17 protein-coding genes and 1 pseudogene are annotated in these 22,677 nt (G+C 54.0%); 12 read left to right on the top strand and 6 right to left on the bottom strand.

Annotation, left to right across the window (positions count from 1 at the left end; genetic code table 11):
- The first annotated feature begins 53 nt into the window (after positions 1-53).
- Positions 54-1,049, top strand: a complete 996-nt coding sequence (gene rpoS / locus KT71_RS13330) for an RNA polymerase sigma factor RpoS (protein ID WP_008294851.1) — start codon at positions 54-56, stop codon at positions 1,047-1,049.
- Positions 1,050-1,082: 33 nt separating this feature from the next.
- Here rpoS and fdxA read toward each other — a convergent pair whose 3' ends face one another.
- Both fdxA and mutS read right to left on the bottom strand, forming a co-directional pair.
- Positions 1,083-1,406, bottom strand: coding sequence for a ferredoxin FdxA (gene fdxA / locus KT71_RS13325; RefSeq protein ID WP_008294852.1), 324 nt, complete (start codon positions 1,404-1,406; stop codon positions 1,083-1,085).
- Positions 1,407-1,574: 168 nt separating this feature from the next.
- A complete protein-coding gene (gene mutS / locus KT71_RS13320; RefSeq protein WP_008294853.1) occupies positions 1,575-4,121 on the bottom strand; it encodes a DNA mismatch repair protein MutS in 2,547 nt (848 codons plus the stop codon).
- 234 nt (positions 4,122-4,355) lie between these two features.
- Here mutS and KT71_RS13315 point away from each other — a divergent pair, with 234 nt between their 5' ends.
- The 8 genes and pseudogenes from KT71_RS13315 to tnpC all read left to right on the top strand — a co-directional run bounded on the left by KT71_RS13315 (position 4,356) and on the right by tnpC (position 12,379).
- Positions 4,356-5,834, top strand: coding sequence for a glutamate-cysteine ligase family protein (locus KT71_RS13315; protein WP_008294854.1), 1,479 nt, complete (start codon positions 4,356-4,358; stop codon positions 5,832-5,834).
- A gap of 28 nt (positions 5,835-5,862) precedes the next feature.
- Positions 5,863-6,921, top strand: a complete 1,059-nt coding sequence (locus KT71_RS13310) for a M14 family metallopeptidase (RefSeq protein ID WP_008294855.1) — start codon at positions 5,863-5,865, stop codon at positions 6,919-6,921.
- A gap of 228 nt (positions 6,922-7,149) precedes the next feature.
- A pseudogene (locus KT71_RS13305) lies at positions 7,150-7,668 on the top strand (ImuA'/RecA-like NTPase); the annotation flags it as partial.
- Positions 7,669-7,757: 89 nt separating this feature from the next.
- Positions 7,758-8,801 (top strand): recombinase RecA, encoded by a 1,044-nt coding sequence (gene recA, locus KT71_RS13300; protein WP_008294857.1) that lies wholly within the window; start codon positions 7,758-7,760, stop codon positions 8,799-8,801.
- A gap of 94 nt (positions 8,802-8,895) precedes the next feature.
- The gene (locus KT71_RS13295; protein WP_008294858.1) at positions 8,896-9,381 is read left to right on the top strand and encodes a regulatory protein RecX; all 486 of its coding nucleotides are present in this window, start codon (positions 8,896-8,898) and stop codon (positions 9,379-9,381) included.
- A 577-nt stretch (positions 9,382-9,958) separates the two neighbouring features.
- Positions 9,959-10,318 carry a transposase gene (locus KT71_RS21395; protein WP_008292793.1) on the top strand — a complete coding sequence of 120 codons (360 nt, stop codon included), beginning with the start codon at positions 9,959-9,961 and terminating at the stop codon, positions 10,316-10,318.
- On the top strand, positions 10,294-10,677 hold the full coding sequence (tnpB, locus tag KT71_RS13285; RefSeq protein WP_084566948.1) for an IS66 family insertion sequence element accessory protein TnpB: 384 nt from the start codon (positions 10,294-10,296) through the stop codon (positions 10,675-10,677). Before KT71_RS21395 ends, tnpB begins: the two co-directional genes overlap by 25 nt.
- A gap of 79 nt (positions 10,678-10,756) precedes the next feature.
- Positions 10,757-12,379: an IS66 family transposase gene (gene tnpC, locus KT71_RS13280; RefSeq protein WP_023659918.1), complete on the top strand. Its 1,623-nt coding sequence runs from the start codon at positions 10,757-10,759 to the stop codon at positions 12,377-12,379.
- On the opposite strand, the gene KT71_RS13275 is transcribed toward tnpC, so the two are convergent.
- The 4 genes from KT71_RS13275 to KT71_RS13260 all read right to left on the bottom strand — a co-directional run bounded on the left by KT71_RS13275 (position 12,369) and on the right by KT71_RS13260 (position 17,805).
- On the bottom strand, positions 12,369-13,358 hold the full coding sequence (locus tag KT71_RS13275) for a tyrosine-type recombinase/integrase (protein ID WP_008294862.1): 990 nt from the start codon (positions 13,356-13,358) through the stop codon (positions 12,369-12,371). The genes tnpC and KT71_RS13275 overlap by 11 nt on opposite strands.
- Positions 13,359-13,462: 104 nt before the next feature.
- Positions 13,463-13,987, bottom strand: coding sequence for a hypothetical protein (locus KT71_RS13270; protein WP_008294863.1), 525 nt, complete (start codon positions 13,985-13,987; stop codon positions 13,463-13,465).
- The gene (locus KT71_RS13265) at positions 13,980-15,983 is read right to left on the bottom strand and encodes a site-specific integrase (RefSeq protein WP_023660049.1); all 2,004 of its coding nucleotides are present in this window, start codon (positions 15,981-15,983) and stop codon (positions 13,980-13,982) included. Before KT71_RS13265 ends, KT71_RS13270 begins: the two co-directional genes overlap by 8 nt.
- Before the next feature lie 4 nt (positions 15,984-15,987).
- Positions 15,988-17,805, bottom strand: a complete 1,818-nt coding sequence (locus tag KT71_RS13260; RefSeq protein ID WP_008294865.1) for a hypothetical protein — start codon at positions 17,803-17,805, stop codon at positions 15,988-15,990.
- Positions 17,806-18,413: 608 nt separating this feature from the next.
- On the opposite strand from KT71_RS13260, the gene KT71_RS13250 reads away from it, so the two are divergent.
- The 3 genes from KT71_RS13250 (at position 18,414) to KT71_RS13240 (ending at position 22,578) form a co-directional block, all read left to right on the top strand.
- Positions 18,414-19,489, top strand: a protein-coding gene (locus KT71_RS13250) for an IS3 family transposase (protein ID WP_152025238.1) whose coding sequence is annotated in 2 segments (ribosomal slippage) — positions 18,414-18,660 and positions 18,660-19,489 — 1,077 coding nt in all. Because the reading frame shifts where the segments join, the coding sequence is not laid out codon by codon here.
- 521 nt (positions 19,490-20,010) lie between these two features.
- Complete coding sequence (locus KT71_RS21390) at positions 20,011-20,529, top strand: DNA-binding protein (protein WP_008294868.1); 519 nt, start codon at positions 20,011-20,013, stop codon at positions 20,527-20,529.
- 696 nt (positions 20,530-21,225) lie between these two features.
- Positions 21,226-22,578: a type II toxin-antitoxin system HipA family toxin gene (locus tag KT71_RS13240; RefSeq protein ID WP_008294869.1), complete on the top strand. Its 1,353-nt coding sequence runs from the start codon at positions 21,226-21,228 to the stop codon at positions 22,576-22,578.
- Positions 22,579-22,677 lie beyond the last annotated feature (99 nt).

Here is a 22,677-nt window from a genome sequence, read left to right as displayed (position 1 = left end):
TTCTATCGAATTCTTACGATGGGGCACCGAGTCAAACAACAGGACGCTCACCCATGGGTAGAACCAAGGGTACTTCCGGAAGCGACGCAAAGAACGGCAGCGCTCGCGAAGGGAAAGACAAGCGACACCAGTCTGAGGTTCCCGGGCTGGCGGGGGACGCTTTGGCTGCGCTCGAGGCCTCCGCTGATGAGGTCGAGGCCCCTACGCAGCAGATTACCCTCGATCCCACCCAGTTGTATCTCAACGAAATCGGCTTCGTGCCGCTCCTGACGGCAGATGAGGAAAAGCATTACGCCCGTCTGACGCAAAAGGGTGATGAGGCGGCGCGTAAGCGCATGATCGAAAGCAATTTACGCCTGGTGGTAAAGATAGCCCGGCGCTATCTCCATCGCGGCATGAGTCTTCTGGATCTGATCGAAGAGGGCAATCTGGGTCTTATGCGCGCCGTGGAAAAATTTGATCCCGAGCGGGGCTTCCGCTTTTCCACCTATGCCACCTGGTGGATTCGTCAGACCATCGAGCGCGGGATCATGAATCAGGCGCGCACCATCCGTCTGCCCATTCACGTGGTCAAGGATCTTAACGGCTGCCTCCGGGCGGCGCGGGAACTGACCCAGCAGCTGGATCACGAGCCCACCACCCAGGAGATTGCCTCTCGGACTCACAAGTCCGCAAAAGAGGTGTCCCGTCTCATGGGACTCAATGAACGCGTGAGTTCCGTGGATGCGCCCCTGGGGCCCGACTCTGATTCTTCCGTCGTAGAAACCATCGCTGACGATCACCTGTGTGATCCCTCAGAGCAGCTACAGAATGATGATGTGCACGACAGTGTTGCGGATTGGCTGAACGAGCTGACGGACAAGCAGCGAGAGGTGGTGATGCGCCGCTTTGGTCTTCTGGGACATGAAAGCAGCACCCTGGAAGAGGTAGGTCAGGAGATCGGTCTTACCCGGGAGCGGGTGAGGCAGATTCAGGTGGAAGCCCTGAAACGTCTGCGACGGATTTTGGAGCGCCAGGGCCTGTCTGCCGACGCGCTCCTTCAGCGATAGGCGCGATAGGCGCTGGCTGCGCCCGGCTCTGGCCTAGCGCTCGAGAAGCGCCAGTTTTCCAGGTTTACCGGCCCACTCTTCGGCGTCTTCCGGCGCGGGCTTCATTTCCGTAATGCAGGGCCAAACCTCAGCGAGTTCCGCATTCAGCTCGAGAAATACCTGCTGGTCCGCGGGTAGCTCGTCCTCGGAGAAAATCGCGTCCACGGGACACTCGGGCTCACACAGGGCGCAATCGATGCACTCATCGGGATGAATGACCAAAAAGTTGGGGCCCTCGTAAAAGCAGTCCACGGGACACACTTCTACGCAGTCCGTGTGTTTACACTTAATGCAGTCTTCACCAACGACGAAGGTCATGCTTGTATTTCCTTAGCTTTTAAATCAGTTCTGATCACTGCTCTGTCGCGGCCGGGGGGGCGACACAGCGCTGAGGCGGAAGTGTAGCGACTCGCTCCGCCGATGAGAAGCACCCCCGCGTTTGAGAAACCCTGAAAAGCAATGCAGCACCTTAACGACGACGGGGCGTCAATCCGCTAGCTCTCTGAGACTATAGAGGATTGCCAGGGCTTCCCGCGGTGACAGGGCGTCGGGGTCCGTCTCCCGCAGCAAACGCAGAGCCGGGTGGCTGGCGCTTTCTGCAAACAGGTCTCCCTGGGGAACGTAGGCGGGACTCTCGGACGCCTCATCGGGGGCGCTGTGCTCCAGGGCCTTGCTCTCCAACTCCTGGAGCTTGCCGGCGGCGGCATGGAGCACACTTCCGGGAACACCGGCAAGCTTTGCTACCTGGAGGCCGAAACTGCGGTTTGCCGGACCTTCCTGAATACGGTGCATGAACACCACATGTTCCCGATGCTCCACGGCGTCGAGATGGACATTGGCAACGGTAGGCAGCTGTTCTGCCAGGGCGGTAAGCTCAAAATAGTGAGTGGCAAATAGGGTGAAGGCGCGCGTCTTTTCCGCAAGGTGGAGCGCCGCCGCCCAGGCCAGGGACAGTCCATCGAAGGTGCTGGTACCCCGGCCCACCTCGTCCATGAGCACCAGACTGCGTTCACTGGCGTTGTGAAGGATGTTAGCTGTTTCGGTCATTTCCACCATGAAGGTGGAGCGACCGCTGGCAAGGTCATCAGCGGCACCGATGCGCGTGAAAATGCGGTCTACCGTCGATAATGTGACGGCCTTGGCGGGAACGAAGGATCCCACGTGAGCGAGGAGCGCGATGACGGCATTCTGACGCATATAGGTGGATTTACCACCCATGTTCGGGCCCGTGATCAGCAGCATCTTCCGGCTTTCATTGAGCAGGGTGTCGTTGGCGATAAAAGGCTCTTCGAGCACCTGTTCCACCACCAGGTGTCTCCCCTGATCGATATCCAGCTTTGGCGTATCGCTGAACTCGGGGCGGCACAAATCCAGACTCTGACTGCGCTCGGCTAAGGTGGCATAGACGTCCAGCTCGGCCATGGCCGCAGCGCTCTGACGCAAGGCCTCCAGGGACTCCTGCAAAGTGACGATCACATCGGCGTAGAGCTGTTTCTCCCGCGCAAGGGCGCGACTCTTGCTGGATAGGGCCTTGTCTTCAAATTCCTTGAGCTCGGGCGTGATAAAACGCTCGACATTTTTGAGGGTCTGGCGTCGCTGGTACTCCGCAGGTACCTCATCGGACTGGGAGCGACTTAACTCAATGTAATAGCCGTGGACGCGGTTGTAGCCCACCTTCAGAGATGCCAGTCCCGTGCGTTCCCGCTCCCGGGTTTCAATGTCCACCAGAAAGCCCGCGGCGTTTTCACTGATGGAGCGCAGCTCATCCAGCTCCGCGTCAAATCCCGTGGCAATGACGCCACCATCGCGAAGCACCACAGGTGGGTTGTCGATGATCGCCCGCTCCAGGAGATCAACCAGGCCCGGAAAACCGCCGAGGGCAACAGCCGTCTCCCGGAGCAGGACGGCATCTTCCGTGGGGGTGGCATTACGCAGCGCGGGCACGCTTTGCAGGGCAAAAAGCAAGCGCGTGAGATCCCGGGGTCGGGCGCTTCCCAGGGCAACGCGGGTCGTAATGCGCTCTACGTCGCCAATGGGGCGGAGCACATCCCTGAGACTCTCGAAGCGATAGTTGTCGCGCAGGGCGGCCACGGCGTCCTGGCGGGCCGTAAGCGTCGCCACATCCGTCAGGGGACGATGGAGCCAGCGCCGCAGGCAGCGGCTTCCCATGGCGGTGCGACAGCGATCCATCACCGACATGAGGGTATGGCTGTCCCCGCCGGCGAGGTTCCGGTCGATTTCCAGATTGCGGCGGGTGGCCGCGTCGAGGACAACACTGTTTTCGCGCATTTCCGCAGCGATGGCCGTGATGTGCGGTAGCTGGCTGCGCTGGGTGTCCCGCACGTAGCTGATGAGGCAGCCCGCGGCAGCGAGCCCCAGATGCAGGTGTTCACAGCCAAAACCGCGAAGGTCATGGGTCTGAAACTGCTCCCGTAAATTGCGCTCCGCAGATTCCAGATCGAATTCCCAGGCGGGCTGGGAGCGAGCTCCCGGTCGGTTTGTTACCGCGCCCTGCTGCAGCTCCTCGTGATAGAGCAGCTCGGCGGGGTCCAGTCGCTCAATCTCCCCGAGGAGCGCCTCTTCACCCTCAAGCTCCATCAGGCGAAAACGTCCGCTACCCAGATCAAGATAGGCCAGGCCGTAGTGGTTCTGCTGGGCAATGAGCGCGACGATGAGCTGCTCGCGTTTCTCCTCAAGGAGCGCCTCGTCACTCAGGGTACCGGGCGTGACAACGCGGACGACCTTGCGTTCTACGGGGCCTTTGCTGGTCGCGGGGTCACCGATCTGCTCGGCAATAGCGACGGAAACGCCCGCTTTTACCAGTCTTGCGAGATAGGCCTCGGCGGCGTGATAGGGCACGCCGGCCATGGGGATGTCTTCACCCGCGGACTTGCCGCGCGCCGTGAGGGTAATGTCCAGCAGTTCCGCCGCCCGCTGGGCGTCCTCGTAGAACAGCTCGTAAAAGTCCCCCATGCGGTAAAACAGCAGCTCCTTGGGGTGATCTCGTTTGATGCGGAGGAACTGTTGCATCATCGGGGTGTGTTGGCTTTGATCGCTTGGCAAAACGGATTCTGAGGCTGCGGAGACAAGACGCGCAGTGTAAGACATGGAGAGGGCCTGCGGCCAGAACAGGGAATGGCCCGGCGGCCAGAGAGCTGGCTTGATGAATGCGCCCCCGGAAGGGTTTTTCAACATTGCTCGCTCTGTTCCCTATCCCGCGGGACGTCTAGAATGGGTGGTTACTTCTGAGGAGCAGGTGTCCCGCTCATGGGCATAGAAATCGATAAAACCCGCTTTGACGCCAGGGACCGGCGGGAGTTTTCCCGGCGCCTGGAAGTACAGCTCCAGCAACTGGCTGCCATTCTGGACAAGCCGGGATTCGGCGAGCCGGTGGAGAGTATCGGTGCCGAGCTTGAACTCTACATCGTTGATGCCAGGGGCAGGCCTCTGTACCTCAATGATGCCCTCCACGACGCTGCCGCAGACCCTCAGCTCACGGTAGAGCTCAACAAATACAATCTGGAATACAACCTCAGTCCCCGGGTGCTCGGTGATGATGGGCTCCGGGCGACGGAGCAGGAAATCATCACCAAGCTTGGGGAGCTTCAGGTCCTGGCGGCGGAGCGAGATGCGGCCGTCGTGCCCATCGGTATCCTGCCCACGCTTAGAAAAGAGGATCTTGGTGATCACTGCGTGACGGACCGGGAGCGCTATCGGGCGCTGGTGGCCCAGCTTATTGCCTGGCGGGGTAGCGACTTTCACATCAGTATTGACGGCGAAGACCCCCTGCAGATGACCATGGAGGACATCACTCTGGAGGGGGCAAACACTTCCTTTCAGGTACACCAGCGTGTTACGCCGGAACACTTTGCGGCCACCTTCAATGCGATTCAGCTGGTTACGCCCCTGGCGATAGCCATCGGCGCGAACAGTCCGAGCCTGTTCGGCCATCAGTTATGGGATGAAACACGTATTCCCCTGTTCAAGCAGTCCATCGACACCCGGGTTATGGACCGCTATCGCTGGAGTGAGCCGCCGCGGGTGTGCTTCGGTCACGGCTGGGCGCGAAAAGGGGCTTTTGAGCTGTTTGAACAAACGGTGCGCCTGTATCCGCCACTGCTGCCTGCCTGTGATGAGCAAGCCTCGGAGGAGGGCGACGGGCCACCTGCCCTGGCTGAACTACGCTTGCACCAGAGTACGGTCTGGCTGTGGAACAGAGCGGTCTATGACGATGCAGGTCAGGGACATTTGCGGGTGGAAATGCGTTCTCTCCCTGCGGGGCCTTCGCCTGTTGACATGGCGGCGAGCGCAGCTTTCATGCTGGGACTGGCTCGAGGTTTGAGAGATGATATGGATCGCCTGATGGCAGCATTGCCCTTTCCCCTGGCGGAATACAATTTCTACCGTGCGGCCCAGAACGGTCTGGAGGCCAGGATGGTGTGGCCCAGCGCCCAGCAGCACAGGCTGCAGGACGCCGCGGTGGTGGATATCATTGCCGAAATGCTGCCCGTGGCCGAGGACGGCCTTGCAGCCCTGGGTGTTCCCCGCGCGTCCCGGGATCGTTATCTTGGTGTGATCGACGCGCGTCTCGGAGCCCGGCGCAACGGGGCCCGCTGGCAGCGGGAGGCGACGCGGGCCTTTTTAGCCCGCGGACGGAGCAAACCCGAGGCCCTGGGCGACATGCTCTCTCTTTATCGGGAATACAGCGCCGACAACATGCCCGTAGCCCAATGGCCCCTGCCGTGAAGAGACTGTCGGTCCGGGACATCGTTTAATGCGCTTTCGCTTTCTTAAAGATCCCGATAAAAGCCTGGCGGGCAGCGACCCCAATGCGCTCCTGGAGAATCTGGGCGGTCCAGCCTGCATTCTCTTCACGGGGCAGGAACCAGGCCGCACCCGCGCCCTGGTAACGCTGCTTCACGGGAATGAGCCATCGGGCCTTTTTGCGCTCCATCGCTGGCTTCACGCGGCGCAGCAGCCCCGGGTGAATCTTTTGTTTATTGTGGCGTCGGTGCATGCAGCTCTGGCGGAGCCTCGCTTCAGTCATCGCATGCTGCCCCGGGCCAGGGATTTGAACCGCTGTTTTCGCCCACCCTACGACGATGAGCAGGGACGCCTGGCGCAGGAGATTCTCGAACTTCTGCGTGTTCATCGTCCCGAGGCTGTGGTGGATATGCACAACACCTCCGGTTCGGGACCCTCCTTCGGTGTGTGCACACACCTTGACCGTCAGCACGATGCCCTGGTGTCGCTGTTTACCCGGCGTCTGGTGGTGTCCAATCTGAATCTCGGTGCCCTCATGGATATTAGTGACGCGAGCTGCCCGACGGTGACGGTAGAAGTCGGCGGTCGCCTGGATGATGAGGCCCACGCGCTGGCCTATGAGGGCTTGCAGCGCTATGCCTTCGCAAAACGGGTGCTTGCCCAGGACGAGGAGACGGATTGGGGGATCGAGATTTTTCGCGACCCTATTCGTCTGGAACTGCGCGAGGGCGTAACCCTGGCCTACGCTGAGGCACTGCGCCCCGGCTTCGACATTACCCTGCGCAGCGATATAGAGCACCTGAACTTCGGCGAAGTGCCCGCAGACACTCCCCTGGGCTGGGTGAAAGATGAGCCGCAGTCGCTATTCCGGGCGACGGATGCCCAGGGCCGCTGCGCGGTCGCGTCCCTGGTACGGTGCGAGGACGGGGCGCTGTATCCGTCCCAGAGTCTCAAGCTCTTCATGATTACGACGAATGCCGCTATCGCGGAGAGTGATTGCCTTTTTTACGCGGTGGCAACGGATGACGCGGATCCCACGCCGGGTCAGCCCTTGCGGAATATCCAATAGCAGCAAAAAAATCGCTGCAAAGATCGCCTGGATAAGCACTTGTCACCCGTCGCCAATGGCGACAGGTCGTGAAACCGAGGGTGTTTTTCATCACTTTTCAGCGCATATGATGGTTGCATTCTCTGGCCTAACCACTGATTATATGTACAGTAGTTTTCAGCCAGACAACAGACCAGACCCACACAAACACTAGAACGTTAGAGCGTTAGGACATTAGGAGAGCAGCACATGAATGCAAACAAGGAAAAGGCACTCGAAGCGGCCCTGGGCCAAATCGATCGTCAGTTCGGCAAAGGCACCGTCATGCGCATGGGCGACAGTGACCGTGTAGCGATCCCGTCGATTTCTACGGGCTCCCTGGGTCTGGATGTCGCGTTGGGTATTGGCGGCCTTCCCAAGGGGCGTATCTGCGAGATCTTTGGTCCCGAGTCCTCCGGTAAGACAACGCTGACGCTGCAGGTGATTGCCGAGGCGCAGAAAGCCGGCGGCACCGCGGCCTTTATTGATGCAGAGCACGCTCTGGATCCTATTTATGCCGAGAAGCTCGGTGTGCAGATTGACGATTTGATCGTGTCGCAGCCGGACACCGGCGAGCAGGCGCTGGAAGTGGCAGAAATGCTGGTCCGGTCCGGTGCGGTGGATGTGCTGGTTGTGGACTCCGTGGCCGCACTGACGCCCCGGGCAGAAATCGAAGGGGATATGGGCGACTCGCACGTGGGATTGCATTCTTGCGTGTTGCCCTTGGCTGCTTGAGACTGTCGGATAGAATCCCGCAGTCTTGTTTGACTCTTAAACCCCTCCCGACCCAAAACTGACTTATTGAAGAGACTCAAATCATGGATGCTAATAAAGGAAAGGCACTAGAAGCGGCGCTAAGCCAGATTGAACGCCAGTTCGGCAAAGGTTCCATCATGAAGATGGGTGATCGGGCCGCCATGGATATCGAGAATGTTTCTACAGGATCGCTTGGTTTGGACGTTGCGCTTGGAATCGGCGGATTACCTTATGGCCGCATCTGTGAAATCTACGGTCCTGAATCTTCAGGAAAGACGACACTTACACTTAGCGTAATCGCTCAGGCGCAGCGGGACGGAAAAACCTGTGCGTTTATTGACGCTGAGCACGCACTTGATCCGAAGTATGCCGAAAAGCTGGGAGTGAATATTGATGAACTGATCGTCTCTCAGCCTGACACTGGTGAACAGGCGTTAGAAATCTGTGACATGCTCACCCGCTCTGGCGCCGTTGACGTCGTGATTATCGATTCGGTAGCTGCTCTAGTACCCAAAGCGGAAATTGAAGGTGACATCGGAGATTCCCACGTTGGTCTTGCTGCCCGGATGATGAGTCAAGCAATGCGAAAGTTGACTGGCAATATCAAGAATAACAACGTGCTTGTCATATTCATCAATCAGATCCGTATGAAAATCGGTGTGATGTTTGGCTCGCCCGAAACCACGACTGGTGGTAACGCTCTAAAGTTTTATTCATCTGTTCGTTTGGATATCCGCCGTATCGGTGCAGTTAAAGAAGGCGACGAGGTGATTGGTAACGAAACACGTGTCAAGGTGGTCAAGAACAAAGTTGCCCCCCCGTTCAAGCAAGCGGAATTTCAAATCATGTATGGTGCAGGTATTTACCGTATGGCAGAGATTATTGACTGGGGCGTGAAGCTAAACTTGGTTGAAAAGTCAGGCGCATGGTACGCCTATAACGGCGATAAAATTGGCCAGGGTAAGGCTAATGCAGCTAAGTTTCTGGAAGCCAATCCTGATGTGACCAGTGAAATCGAAAGTGCCATCCGTGCTGAAACCCTAAATATTGCCAAGCCTGAAGCGCCAGAGATGGATGCCGAAGAAACCGATGCTAAGCAAGCGTGATAGTGATCTATATATAAGGGTTACATAGCACTTCTCATGAGGCGCCGGGGCTCCCCTTATCCCATTCTTTGCCCCGGCGCCTCTCTTTTCACCTATGTCTGAATTTCTGCTCTACGATAACGTTAGCGACTCTTCTGAGCTAGCGAACACTAAACCACACGATATTCGTCTGGCCGCCGTAAACCTACTGGCCAGACGCGAACATTCGAGAAAAGAGCTAGAACAAAAACTTAAGAAGCGTTTTGATGATCACGGTGTCGTTAGCGAGCAATTAGACCGACTGACTGAGGAAGGTTTGCAGTCTGATGCTCGTTATGCGGAAAGCTTTGTCCGGCAACGCTATAACCGAGGTCATGGTCCCTTGCGAGTTCGTCAGGAAATGAGGCAGAGGGGGGTTCCAGACGAAGATGTTCAAATGGCGATGGAGTCAGCTGGTTACGACTGGAGTTCAAGTGCGTCGATTGTGCTCAAAAAAAAGTACGGCAACACTCCGGCAGGTGATGCCAAGGAAAAGGCTAGACGTAGTCGTTTCATGCAATATCGAGGGTTCTGCATAGAACACTTCATTGACAAATTCTAGCGCTTTCGGATTTCGTTCTGCGGGGTGTGCGCCGTTTGATCGAATGGATGTTGAATTTCGTGCAACTCTGACCCGTCTTTGCATCTAGCAGCTGCCCTGGGCAGAGCGCGGCGACTTGACGCTGTTTCAATGACTTAGAAGGCCGGAGCCGAGTGAATATTCGATGCAAATCCGTGGACCTATTGGGTAACTTTTAGGTGCAAATCAACACCCCTAGAAAGTTCTATGATTTGGTCGAGTATCTCTGCCTTGGATCGATCCGATACAGCGAAGTTAGCTTGAGCAATTAATGAATGAAGTTTGCGTTCTCGGGTTCTGAGATTGGAGTTTTGTTGTAGCTTAGTTTCGGAATTTTTGAATACGTCGAGCTCATGTATAGCGTCATCTACGTATACCCAAAGTGCTGAGTCAGACACGTGCCCGGTCAAAATTTTCACCTTCTTCACAATGAACTCTTCTAAATTCATCCCGTAATGGCCTTGACTCTCCTTAAGTGTAAACGTCCGGTAATCCCATCTTGCCTGCTGCGCGGGAGTCACTAGTTTAGGTGTCCACCTATTCTTAGTGGACACTTAGCATGGACGAGCAAGCACCTTCCTCTGATCTCACTTCCGCACCCATCAAGCAGCGCCGCCGGCGCTACCCGCCTGAGTTCAAGGAACAGGTGCTTCGCGAGTGTGAGCAACCCGGAGCCTCAGTCGCGGGCGTCGCCGTCAGCCACGGCCTCAACCCTAACCTGGTGCACAATTGGCGCAGGACACACAACATATTGGCACCCAGCGGTTTCGTGCAACTGCCGGCACCGGGTCCAGTAGTTGAGACATCGCCCACGATCGTCAGGATAGACGTCCCCACGCCCAAAGGCACGCTCGTCGTACACTGGCCGTTATCGGAGATGCCGCAGTCGGTCACATGGCTGCGTGCCCTCACACGATGAACCACCACGCCAGCACAGGCCCGTTCTTGCGCATCGACGAGATCTGGCTCTCTCGAGAGCCCCTCGACATGCGCTGCGGTCCCGAGACTACCCTGGCCCGGGTGGTTGAGGCTTTCGGTGCGGCGAAGCCGCACTGCGCCTATGTCTTCGCGAACAAGCGCGCTAACCGCATGAAGATACTGATCTGTGATGGCTTCGGAGTCTGGCTGCTAGCGCGTCGGTTGCACCGCGGTCGCTTTGTCTGGAGTGCTCTGCGCAGCGGCGAACCGGTGGCCTTGGATGAGCTGCAACTGCAGGCGCTGGCCTCGGGATTGCCCTGGCAATATGCCGGTGCTGACTTTGTTATCGACCGGCAGTAGATAACACCACACACGGGCGTTTCGATCTACGGAATTAGTGCTTCTGGCCATCGGCGAAAGCCGATGGCAGAGTGTCCCCATGCCTTCCGCGGTCGATATTACTAAGCTCAGCGAGTCCGAAGTGCGCCAGCTCGCGGCGCAGATGCAGTCAACCATCCAGCAACTACAGACTGAGCGGGACGCTCAGCTGCACGAGCGCGACACCGCGATACAGCAGCTAGAGGTCGAGCGAGACACTCAGCTGCAGGAGCGCGACGCTGCCATCCAGCGACTGACCATTGAGAAGGAGCGCCTCACGCATGAGATCGCCATTCTCCGACGGCATCGCTTTGGCAAGCGAAGCGAGCAAGGCAAGAGCCCACAGCAGAGTTTACTGAGCGACCTGGTGGACGAGGACCTCGCCGCCATTGAGAACGAGCTTGAGATGCTTGAACCACCCGTCGCGAAAGAGCGTCAGCGCTCAAAGCCACGGCGCCAGCCGCTGCCGCCGCAGCTACCCCGCACAGAGATCCACCACGACCCCGACTCCACGACCTGTGGCTGCGGTTGCAAGCTCACGCGCATCGGTGAAGACGTGAGCGAGAAGCTCGATTACGAACCCGGCTCCTTCTCGGTAGAGCGGCACATCCGCAGCAAGTGGGCGTGCAAGGCGTGTGAGACGGTCGTGCAGGCGCCCGTAGCGCCGCACATCATCGAGAAGGGCATCCCCACGACCAACCTGCTAGCTCAGGTCCTGATCAGCAAGTATGCGGATCACTTACCGTTATACCGCCAGGAGCAGATCTATGCCCGGGCGGGCGTGGAGCTGCCGCGATCCACGCTGGCGGACTGGGTGGGGCGCTGCGGGGTAGAGCTCACGCCGCTCGTGGACCGGCTGCGCAGCTGTCTGTTAGGCCATGCCGTTCTCCACGCTGATGAAACGCCAGTACCCATGCTCTCGCCGGGCAATAAGAAGACACACCGGGCGTATATCTGGGCCTACGCAACCCCACGTACCGATGAGCGACAGGCGGTGGTCTACGACTTCCAGCCCACGCGGTCCGGCAAAGCCTGCCGCGACTTCCTGGAAGACTGGCAGGGCCAGCTGGTCTGCGACGACTACAGTGGCTACAAGGCCGGCTTCGCCAAGGGGCTTACGGAGGTGGGTTGCTGGGCGCATGCGCGGCGGAAGTTCTTTGAGCTTGCCGAGCGTGGGAACAGCCCCATTGCCGACCAAGCGCTTGTTATCATCGGCAAGCTCTACGAGGTCGAGCGAGATATCCAGGAAAAACCACCGGATGAGCGACAGCGCGTTCGAGAATCGCTATCACGGCCGATCATCGAACACTTACGCAAGTGGCTGGTTCATCAGCGCAGCGGGCTTACCGACGGAACACGGACGACGAAGGCCATGGACTACAGCCTGAAACGCTGGGAGGCGCTCACGCGCTATCTCGATGATGGCGCGGTGCCGATCGACAACAACTGGATTGAGAATCAGGTTCGGCCCTGGGCGCTGGGAAGAAAGAACTGGTTGTTCGCAGGTTCACTGCGCAGTGGTCAGCGCGCCGCCAACGTCATGTCGCTGATCCAGTCGGCGAAGATCAACGGTATCGATCCGCAGGCCTACCTGCACGATGTGCTTGAGCGGTTGCCGACCCTCATGTACTCCGACATCGATACTTTGCTACCGCACAACTGGAGTTCGTCGATCAAGGTGTGATTACCGGACGGTTACCCTTAAGTGACGCAAGCCTCTCCTTGACGTGCAGGGTAATAAATCTGTTGCGGCAGAGGTGGGGGGAGGCGTCTGACTTTCTTAGTCCAGCAAAACATCTTACCTCTCTAAAATGGTCGCTGATTCTTTTTGCTCGTAACCGGTTTCCTCGCGTAGTGACAAATAGATAATCATGATCTATGCCGTTTTTTTTAAGGATTGGATTGCGATAATATTTTAAGTAGTCGCCAAGCTCTTTAACGAACTCTATTGGGACAGGCACTAATCGCGACTTTCCCGCGTTCTTACCTTTGGTCGTTGTTAACTTCAACCTTGGTTGCTTTTCATACTCAATTTCATTTAGACAACGCTTAACGTCTACCACGTGAATTTTTGCTACTTCGCTTACCCGTGCCCCAGTTAACTCAAGTGCTTGCAGTAAGTTGGCCCATCTAACCCGGGTAAAACGATTCTCAGTAAATTCGTATATTTTAGAGTGAAGGGTGTTAAGTGCTGCGTCTGAAATTGGCCGGCGTTTTTGCGCATTCTTGGTGCTCAATCTCGCAGGGTGGTAGTAATACTCGCGTTTGACTTTGCTTCCTTTAGGTACGAAGGCTCGCATCTCAATATTGACGTCAGCTCTCACCATTGGGTTAAAGCTAATTTTATCCGCATCGATATAGCCTCGTGCAGATAGATCCACCAGCACTTTCAAAAGCCTGGTTAAAATTTCGTTGACCTGGTTATTATCTGATGCCTGTCCAGAACCCGAATTTTTCGAATCTTGGAGAAAACTAGGGAGATCGAATAGGTCATCATCCGTTATGTCGTCGAACCAACGCGACGAATATTCGAGGAACGCTACTATTCGAGATAGTTGTCTGGCGTATTTTTCTAGAGTGCTCTTCGTTCCGCTTGGGTTTTCGAAATGATAGAACAGTAAGTAGTCGGTAGCTTCCCAACACACTGTGCCGTCGCTGTGCATGATGAGGGGAAGTCCTGAGTAGTCTCTCGCTTTACTTGGTTCGTGTGGATATCTAAAGCTCAGGCTGCAATCAACGCTCGATTTGCGGACTTTTTGGCTCGTGTTCACTTAGAGACTTTCCCAGTGCCAATGATGGCTTTTAGTCCGTGATCTTTTGCGTGTCTGCGTATCGCGTTCTGCAGTTGTTGGCCTTTTTTCTGCTTTGCACTTAAGTGGTCTCGGAGCTCTAGGTACGCCAAGCGAAGTGCGACGAGTTCATCCGTTAAGGTCTGACAGTTTGGGCAGGCGGAATTCGCTCTGGCTGTTTTTGACTCGCTTTTTTTGCTCTTTCCTTTCAGCTGGCTGTCAGTGGTGCTGTTTGCTTCGTTTGTCACAATTGCTTTTATTTGCAGTCTTAAGTCCTGCAGGGTACTCCACGCATCAGGATGCGAGTCTCTCGCAGTGTTGACGCCTATCTTATATATTCCGAGATCTGCATCGTGCCAATCCATTAAGGTTTTATTGGACTTATGTAGCTCGAATGCAGCCGGAAGTTGCCCAGAATCGATAGCCCCCTGAAGATATGTGATCCGCGCCCTTAAACTTTTCTCAGCCAAATGCCATCGCTGCGCACCTATAGATTTAGTCATTGTGTTCTTCCAGATAAACGACTTTGGCATGCTTATATCCATGCTTTACGATCCGATAGCCCTCTTGATATCTGTTTTCAAGGTAGCTCTCAAGAATGTCGATGTTAATTACTCGGAGGTCATCTACTTTGAAATATTCTTTAGCGTCTTCGGCCAAAACTTCGAGACCATCAATTGGGAATGAATTTGTTGTGTCTGTCAGGGCGGAAGCTGTAAGCCGTGCTTCCTCTTCAGGAAGTTCGGCCCCTGCGATTTCTTCCACGACATACCTCATTGTTTCTTCGGTACTGGAATGCCCCATAAGCCACGAAAGCGCGGAAAGGCCGGCGAATCGATCATGCCAAAAATAAGTGATGGCAAAAAAACGCCGTAGTTCGTGGCTGCGTAGATACCATCTTTCTCCGCGGTCGTTTAAAGGGATTTGTTCTACATCCGCATATAATTCAAGATGGTGATACATTGTGTGTTCACTTGCGAATCTCGGGGCTCGGCTCTTTAGACTTTCGGCATAGTCGTTTAAAAAAATTGGTTTACTTGAAGTGCTTTCGGGTAAGTCAATGCACGCCGGATAAAGGTCAACGAGTAGCCCGCAGGCTTTCTCTACGATGTCAGGGACCGGCCTGCCAACCTTTCGTAGGTTCTCGGAAGGGCTGGACTTCTTTAAGCCAAATACAAGCTCCCAGCCTCCATCGAGCGATGGGCGTATGGCTTCCTCACTAAGCGCTAAAACCTCCGAAATTCGTTTGCAACTGAAAGTTGATACTAAAATAAATGCCGCCGCTATAAGGCAAGAAACCGCATCTTCCAAAGTCATGTCTTCACGAATCTTGCGGTGAGTAGTGCCGGAGGAATATCTATTGTACCGGACTATATCGATGTTTCTTGTTGCCAACTTTTCCTTAAGCTCAATGGGTAAATCGATCTGTATTGTCCTTGCAGCTTCATCCTTTTTTTTGGTCACTTTACTCATCACGTGACGTAGCCTCTTGTCGTACTTTTTCTTAAGCTCGAGTAGCTCTGGGCCAATTTCTACTACCCAAAAAATTGCACTGTCTAGGTAGTGGAGAGCAATGTCTACCGGAATCGTGGGCGTGCGGTTTTTGGGTGTGAATCCAAGATCATATGCTAGCTCTGTAACATTGAATGACCTGCACCACTCTAGGCCGTTGAGCTCTTGCCAATTTTCGGCCAGTATGCCGAGCGTTCTCAGGCTTGAGAAAATCCCCATTAATGTACTGACGCTAACCGGAGTTTCGAGTAGCTCTTCGGTCCTTGTAGACCGCGTTGAGGGGTACTCCCTGCCAGCAGAGTACTTCTGGTCAATATGCTTTGGCATCGAGCAGCTTTCATAATCGTTCAGCGCTGCTCGCAGTCTTACAGAAAATGAACCGTTAGATGACGGCTCTCCTAGCTCTCTGAATATCGATCCAAAATCGAGCTCTCCTGTCCCCTGATGTATAAACGAGTGCAAACAATTGTTTGCCTTAGCGCATTCCAAAAGTTCTTTAATCGCTTCATAGGTACCGTCGGAAAAAGGCCTCCCTCTTAAGGCGCTCTTTGCAAGTTCTCGAAGAAATTCAGGGTCAATTGTTTTGAAGCCGGTTCGATCTGGTTCGCAGCCCTGCATTACAAGTCGCCGAATCAGCACGAGTAAACTCGAATATATGGAATATTGGTGTTTGGTGCGCGTCGTTTCGGTAGAGCCGCTGTGAGTTCCAAGCGCGCCTGACCTGCAAGAAAACACAATTTTTTTTGTTAGAGTTAGAAGATCTGCATACTTTTTTTCGCCGAGCCTTTCTCCGTTGTATAACGGTACATCCCAATAGAAAGATTTTGTTTTGCTTTTATCTGCCCCACGAGCCACAGTCCAAGTGTTGCTTTGAAAGTCAGAGAGCAGCCAGTCGGCCTTCAGATCGGATGTTTTTCCGCGCGTAATTGGGAGCGGGCCAAACTGGGAGGCAATATCGTCAAAGGCGTTCTGGTTGGCCGACTTCATTGAGTTAGGCTTGCAATTGCAGAGGCGATGACGAGCTCAGAGAGATGCCCTCGGCCATAATTATCTTTTGCGACCGTGTTCCGTGAGACTGGATGTAAGAAAATACCATTCCGCAAAACTGGGCCCATTTTTGCAGGCACTTAGTCTCCATTGAAGCGGTGCCGTCCATATAATTCTTTTTGGCAGCATCCAAAAAGGCGATATTTTGCGCAGAAAGAACGAATGTAATGGCGACCTCGGATGAGGGCCGTCCTTTAATCTGGTCAACTTTTGAGGCCTTAAGTCTGCTATAGAGGGCGCTTTCCTCGACTTGAGACTCGAGATAATTCGCTAGTTCTCTGCTCGAGCTAATATTTAATGCTCGCATTTGATAAGGCTGTTCATCGGTTGAGACTGCTATTAAAAGATGTTGAAACTGACGAATTTGCTTGCGATAAATGAACTCTTGCAACTCCTTTGGAATGTAGTTCGTGATCGTTACATTTACGGAATTCCCCAGGTACCTTGCTGCGGCTCTTGGGTTTCCGCCCGAGTTGTACCACTCAAGAAGTCCGCGAGATACCCTAAGTTTCTTTAAGTTTGGACCGCTCTCAATGAATGATTCCGATTTTGATCTTGCTACCAGTCGTCTTACCCCATTTTTCAATGCGGTGTCTGATATGGCATGAATCTCGCCCTCGGTATGACATCCATCATGAATTAGCAGTCGAGTGCCCGTATCAGGTGACGCAATCTCCCGATGGGCTTCGGTCATACTTGCGATCAGGCTGAAGCAATACTCGGCATTAATTTTGTGGTCACTTCTGGGTATGAGTCGGTTCTTGGGGCCACCGGCCCTGAGCTTGACGTAGCTAAAATAGTAACCGTCCAGCGTGTCATGAGGCGTGATGGTTCGGTGCCCTGGGTCGTATTCCATGCGATAGAAGCTTTGTGGGTTAATGCCAGTTTCGTCGATTACTATTACTGCGCAGGCGGCTGCAAGGTCGGACGATAGCCCTAGGTACTCTGACAGCTCCGTTCGTCCCCCAAACTTGTAGAGGTGGTTGTTGGCGCCGGCAAAGTCACGTGTTAGCAAGCCGTTTCTTTTGAAGTGTAAAAAAGCAACGAGATTTCTGAGGCCCTCGTTATCCGGGAGGTCTTTCGAAAAAAGGCTACAACGCTGGCCTCGGTGCCCCGGGATCCCATTTTGACTGAGTAACATTGGGTCATCGAAAATTGATTGATCGGTTTCGCGTAAGAACTCACGACCAAGTGCAAACCGATTGGCGGCTTCTGCTATGTAGTGTCTCGCTAATCTCAAGAATTCATCGCGAACGGCATGCTGATGTTCAAAGAATTGATTTAGATAGTCTTGATCGGATACGGCATATAAGGTGGTTCGACTAGCCTTTTGGTTGTCGCTTCTCCATTTGCAAGGGTCCATCGTGCCCAGGCAGTTCAGGATGCGTGTCTCATCGAGTAGCGGGCTGCTAGAGTTTAACGGCTGCGGTGCCCGACATTTTGGGAAACATTGAATTTGTACTAAATCTGCAATCAGGCGACGGAAAGCGCGGTAGTCGCTGTCGGCGGTTATTGTGACTGTGTTTCCTCTGTGAGTGTAAACACGATCTCTAAAATGCCCAAGAATTTGCTGAACATTCTCTTCTGACACGAAGCCATAGTCGCTTTCCGCGAGCTCCTGAAATCGCCTGAATATACGCAGCTTGCGACTTCGCGTGGAATCTTGGTACTTCTCTAGAACGCGGTTTATTCCATGCTCAATGTGAGCGGCAAGCTCACCAAATACTTCTTTACTGACTATTTGTAACTCTATTTGGTCCATTGATATCGATCTATGTTTCAGTAACGAAGTTTTCGTCTTGGTGCCTATGTAGCTTAGGTGGCGTGAAAATCACCGAGATAGCGTCACGTTAATAGTTGTTAAGGATTGATAGTTTAAAAATATCGCACTCTTATTAACCTCCCCTAACTGTCTGAATTTAATAGTAAAATTTGCGTTGACGTCAAGGTTTTTAGAAGGCTACGTGAAAATAAGTTTGAGAAGCCGTGAGTGTGGCGTGCCAGCCTCCTCAGTGGCTGGGGCGGAGGGGTTGATTTGTAGTTGTTGAATTGTTTCTAAGTTTGGCTCCAGCAGTTGTGCTGAATATTGAGTCACCACCATCGAGCGAAAGGTTGAGATTATTCTAAAAAATTGACTCAAGCTTGGGTCAAACATCTAATGTAAATATCTTAAAAAGTGGGTCAATCGAGCGTGCAATTCAAGAGGTCTCTAGTTGTTCGGGCCACAGATAGGCGGGTGTCGAATTGCCTGCAATTTCGCCAAGCAATACCTAAGCTCAGGCCCGAGGTCTGGTGATGACCTATCCCCTGATATTAACGCCATGAACACGATGAGATTTCCAGCTAACCTAGCACCATGGAGATTTCACGATGAAGAAGCGATACACCGAAGAACAGATCATTGGCGCCATCAAAGAGCATGAAGCCGGCGCCAAAGTCGACGATATCTGCCGCTCGCTCGGCATATCGACAGGCACGTTCTACAACTGGCGCAGTAAGTACGCTGGGCTCGAGGTAAACGAGGCCAAGCGCCTGAGAGAGCTTGAGTCAGAGAACAGCAAGCTTAAGAAACTTTTGGCGGAGAAGCTGCTCGAGAACGAGGCCATGAAGGATGTGCTGCAAAAAAAGTGGTAACGCCTGCCGCGCGGAAGCATGTTGCTACTCATATGATTGAGGTCTGTCATTTGAGCCAGCGCACAGCATGCAGTTTGGCGGGCGTCAGCAGAACAGGTTATCGGTACCAGTCGAAGCCGGCTCGTGACGATACCTTGAGGTCCCGACAGAAGGCCCTAGCGGTTGAGCAGTCAGCGTACGGCTACCTGTTATTACACGGGATCCTGAAGAACGAAGGTCTCGTTGTGAATAAGAAGCACACGTATCGCCTGTACACCGAGGAAGGGCTCCAGGTGCGCACTAAGAAGCGCAAAAAGCTCCAGCGACCAAGGCAACCAATGGAGGTGCCGTCACGCGTTAATCAGCGGTGGTCGATGGATTTTGTGTCAGATCAGCTAAGTAGTGGCAGACGATTCCGCGTACTGAATGTCGTTGACGACTTCTCGCGTGAAATGGTCGGACAACTCGTCGCTGTCTCTATCACTGGCTCGCAGGTCGCTCGCTTTTTAAGTGAGCTATTTGAAGACCGGGGAAAACCGCAGAAAATCACTTGTGACAACGGCACCGAATTTACCAGTAAAGCGATGTTTTTCTGGAGCCAAGAGTCCGGCGTAAAGTTTGGGTTTATCCAGCCAGGCAAACCAACACAAAACGCCTTTGTGGAAAGCCTCAACGGCAAGTTCAGGAATGAGTGCCTAAACCGTCACTGGTTCCGCTCACTCGACGACGCAGAGACCGAAATCATGCTGTGGCAACACCAATACAACAACGTTCGACCGCATAGCTCGCTGAACTATTTACCGCCGGTTGCCTTTGCGAGGCAAGCAGCATAAATTCTGGAGATCTCATCCACGTATTGGTTTTAACTTGGGGGAAAGGTCAGTGAAACGCACTAAAGTTGGAATGTGTGGAAGTTTTAAACGGTTGAGGTGTGCTGTTGCTCACGAATCATCTATGTCGGCGAGCGGAGCAAATAGGCGGCCAAATATCCAGCTGCAGTCCTCTTGCGATTTAGAATAGATTTAGGGTGGCAACGTTACGCTCGCCACTTTCAATTACCGCGTAGCATGTTCGATCTAGGTCATAGTGTGATGCGAGCGCCTCCTGCGAGGGGACTGGTCGAAATTCTGTGTCAATCCAGACTGCTAAATTCTGTTTTATAGGAATCAGTTCTGTTAACGCCGCTCCTGCCAAATTAGGTCGGCGGCTACCTATGCGGGTGCTCGTCACATACTTGCCAGAACCTGCGTTTGACGATGTGCATGTCTAATCTGGATCAATAGATCGGCCAAGCATGTATTGACATGCGGAATACCGTAATGCATCACGTGTAATACAGTACAGTGGAAAGCGCATGGCTCGAGCAATCGCTACTAAAGAGTCTGTGCAGCGCGCTGCGGATGAGATTCTGGCGGCAGGAGCTATGCCTACCGCCGACAGTGTCCGGGATCGTATCTGCGGGGGATCCTACTCTACTATTAGCAAGCTCTTGAGGGAGTACATCGAGGCGGCGGAGCACGCAAACGCGGTGACTTCGGAGCTACCGGAGGCGGTGTCTAGGGTGATTCACGATGCGATCGTCAGAGTGGCGAACGCGCTCGATATAGAATCTAGAGAGCGAGTGGACGCAGTCGTCCGTTCGGCCACAGAAAAGCAGCAGAAGATGCGTGGAGAGCTCGATGCTGCAAGTCGCGAAATCGAAAGGTTGGAGCAAGCGTTAGCAGGTAGTGAGCATGAAAAAGGCAGCTCGCCCAGGATGCGCAGTCAGCTGCCGAAAACCTCGAGGCAGAGGCAATCGGCAGTTTCAAGGCCACAAGTGAGCAAGTTACGATTCTTTCGGCACTCCTCGAGACGAGCAGGAATGATCATCTAAAGAGAGTTAGCGGAGGAGCGCGACCAAACTCGCTGGGCTGAATCCAGGGCAAGCGCAGCCGAGCAAGATGCGGCGGAGCTGCGAGGTCGTTTGCAGCAGTGTCTCAACAGTGAAAGACCGAAGGATTGATGTCTTTCACGCAAGTTAACTGTGCTCCTCGCTGGGTGTTTCAAAAAAATATCGGCAATTCTCTGAGAATATGGTCTTTCATCACAAATGTTTACTCCACAACTCACCGATAGTGTTGGCTCTCACGCTATGTGGAGTTTTCTCACCACATTTGAACAACGCAACTCGAGAAACGGCAGCTCGCATCTGCGGGAGCGGTCTCTGGCGATGCCTGAGAGCCTATCCGAAGCCAATATATATGTGATAATATATTATCAAATAGAGCTATTAAAATCTGATAATTGATATGGTTATATCTTCTTTAAGCCCATTCGAAGTGCAGCTAGATTTGGCTTGCAAGCTAAAGTCAGTCCGGAAGCGTCTGGGCCATAGTCGCAGTGAGGCCGCCCACAGAAGTGGTGTGCCAGCACCTACATTGCGACGATTTGAAGACACGGGTGAGATCTCGCTCCGCCAGTTCCTTATGCTATGCGCTGTTTATGGCGCGTTAGACGTGATCCCGCAGGCCCTTCCCGGATTTACTGCTACCACGATGGATGAACTGATCGAACAATCCGGCAGACCACGATGAAGGTACTCAGCGTATTCTTTCATGGGTTTCACTCAGATGAGCCAGCGCCCATGGGTCGGATCGCGTACCAGCGTGGCATGGCTTCCTTTGAGTTTCGGCCTGAATTTCTCTTGCGCAATATCGAGGTCTCCCCCTTTACGCTACCCCTCCGTAAAGGCCTTATTAACGCTGAGCGTGGCCTTCTGGAAGGGCTCCACGGATTGTTTCACGATTCGCTGCCGGACGGTTGGGGCTTACTCTTGATGGATAGAGCCTTGCAATCTCAAGGTATAGACACGAGCACGCTATCGCCTATTGACCGTCTCGCTCTCATCGGCTCTCGGGGTATGGGGGCGATTTCATACGAACCCGACGAAGGCGCCTCGAAGACGGGAACCACTGTGCGTGATTTCGATCTCACCAAAGCGGGGAGTGAGGCGACGCGCATCTACGAAGGCTCCCTGGATGAGGTCATCGACTATCACACGATACATGGGACGCCCTCAGGTGGCGCGAGACCAAAACTGTTGGTTGGGATCAGTCAGCAGGGTAATGCTATAGCTGGCTCGGAGGATTTGCCTCCGGGTTACGAACACTGGATTGTCAAATTCCCAACAGGCGCAACGCCCGACAAAAAAGCTGAAGGCGCTATGGAGTATATCTATGCGCAGATGGCGAAAGCGTCCGAGATCAACATGGCGGAATGTCAGCTGATACCTGCGGACGACGGCAATGCTTATTTCGCCACGAAGCGATTCGATAGAGACGTCAACAACAGGCGTAATCATGTGCACAGCGTTGCCGGCTTATTAAACGCGACCTTTAGGGAGCCAAATTACGACTACGTCAAACTGACGAAGCTGACTTTAGAATTGACGAAGTCTGTCGCCGAGCAGCGAGAGTTATTCAAAAGAATGCTGTTTAACATCGTGTCAGGTAACAGAGACGACCATACCAAAAACTTCGCATTCATGATGAAACCCGAGGGCGCCTGGGTGAACTCCCCTGCGTACGACATCACCTTTAATCAGGGTATAGCCGGCGAACACAATATGACGATCGCTGGCAAAGGAAAGGATGTAACTCTGGATGACCTGTTGGCGGTTGGTAGGCATGCATCGTTAAGAAAGACAGACATTCTCAGCTTACTAGATCAGGTTAGACAGGGAACCGCTCAGTTTGCAGAGCTTGCGAAGGATTACGACCTGCCGAACACTATTCAAAAGCAAATATCGACATACATGTGTAAGCGGGTTGATTCGCTATCACCTCTGCAAATCTCCAGCTATGAGCAGCATGTCAAATCGGTTGGTACTGATTTGGGGGCTGCGACTGATCGCAAGGCTTCAAAGGGACCGCGCATCGGATGACTTTACGGGCGAAAGTGGCGGTTGTGACAGGGTCGAACAGCACCGGTGTCAACGGCAACTTAACCATCTGCGGCCAGGCTTCGATCGGCGCGATTCCGC

The organism is Congregibacter litoralis KT71 (assembly GCF_000153125.2).
GTDB classification, from domain to species: Bacteria; Pseudomonadota; Gammaproteobacteria; order Pseudomonadales; family Halieaceae; genus Congregibacter; species Congregibacter litoralis.
This window is presented reverse-complemented; position numbering and strand designations above follow the sequence as displayed.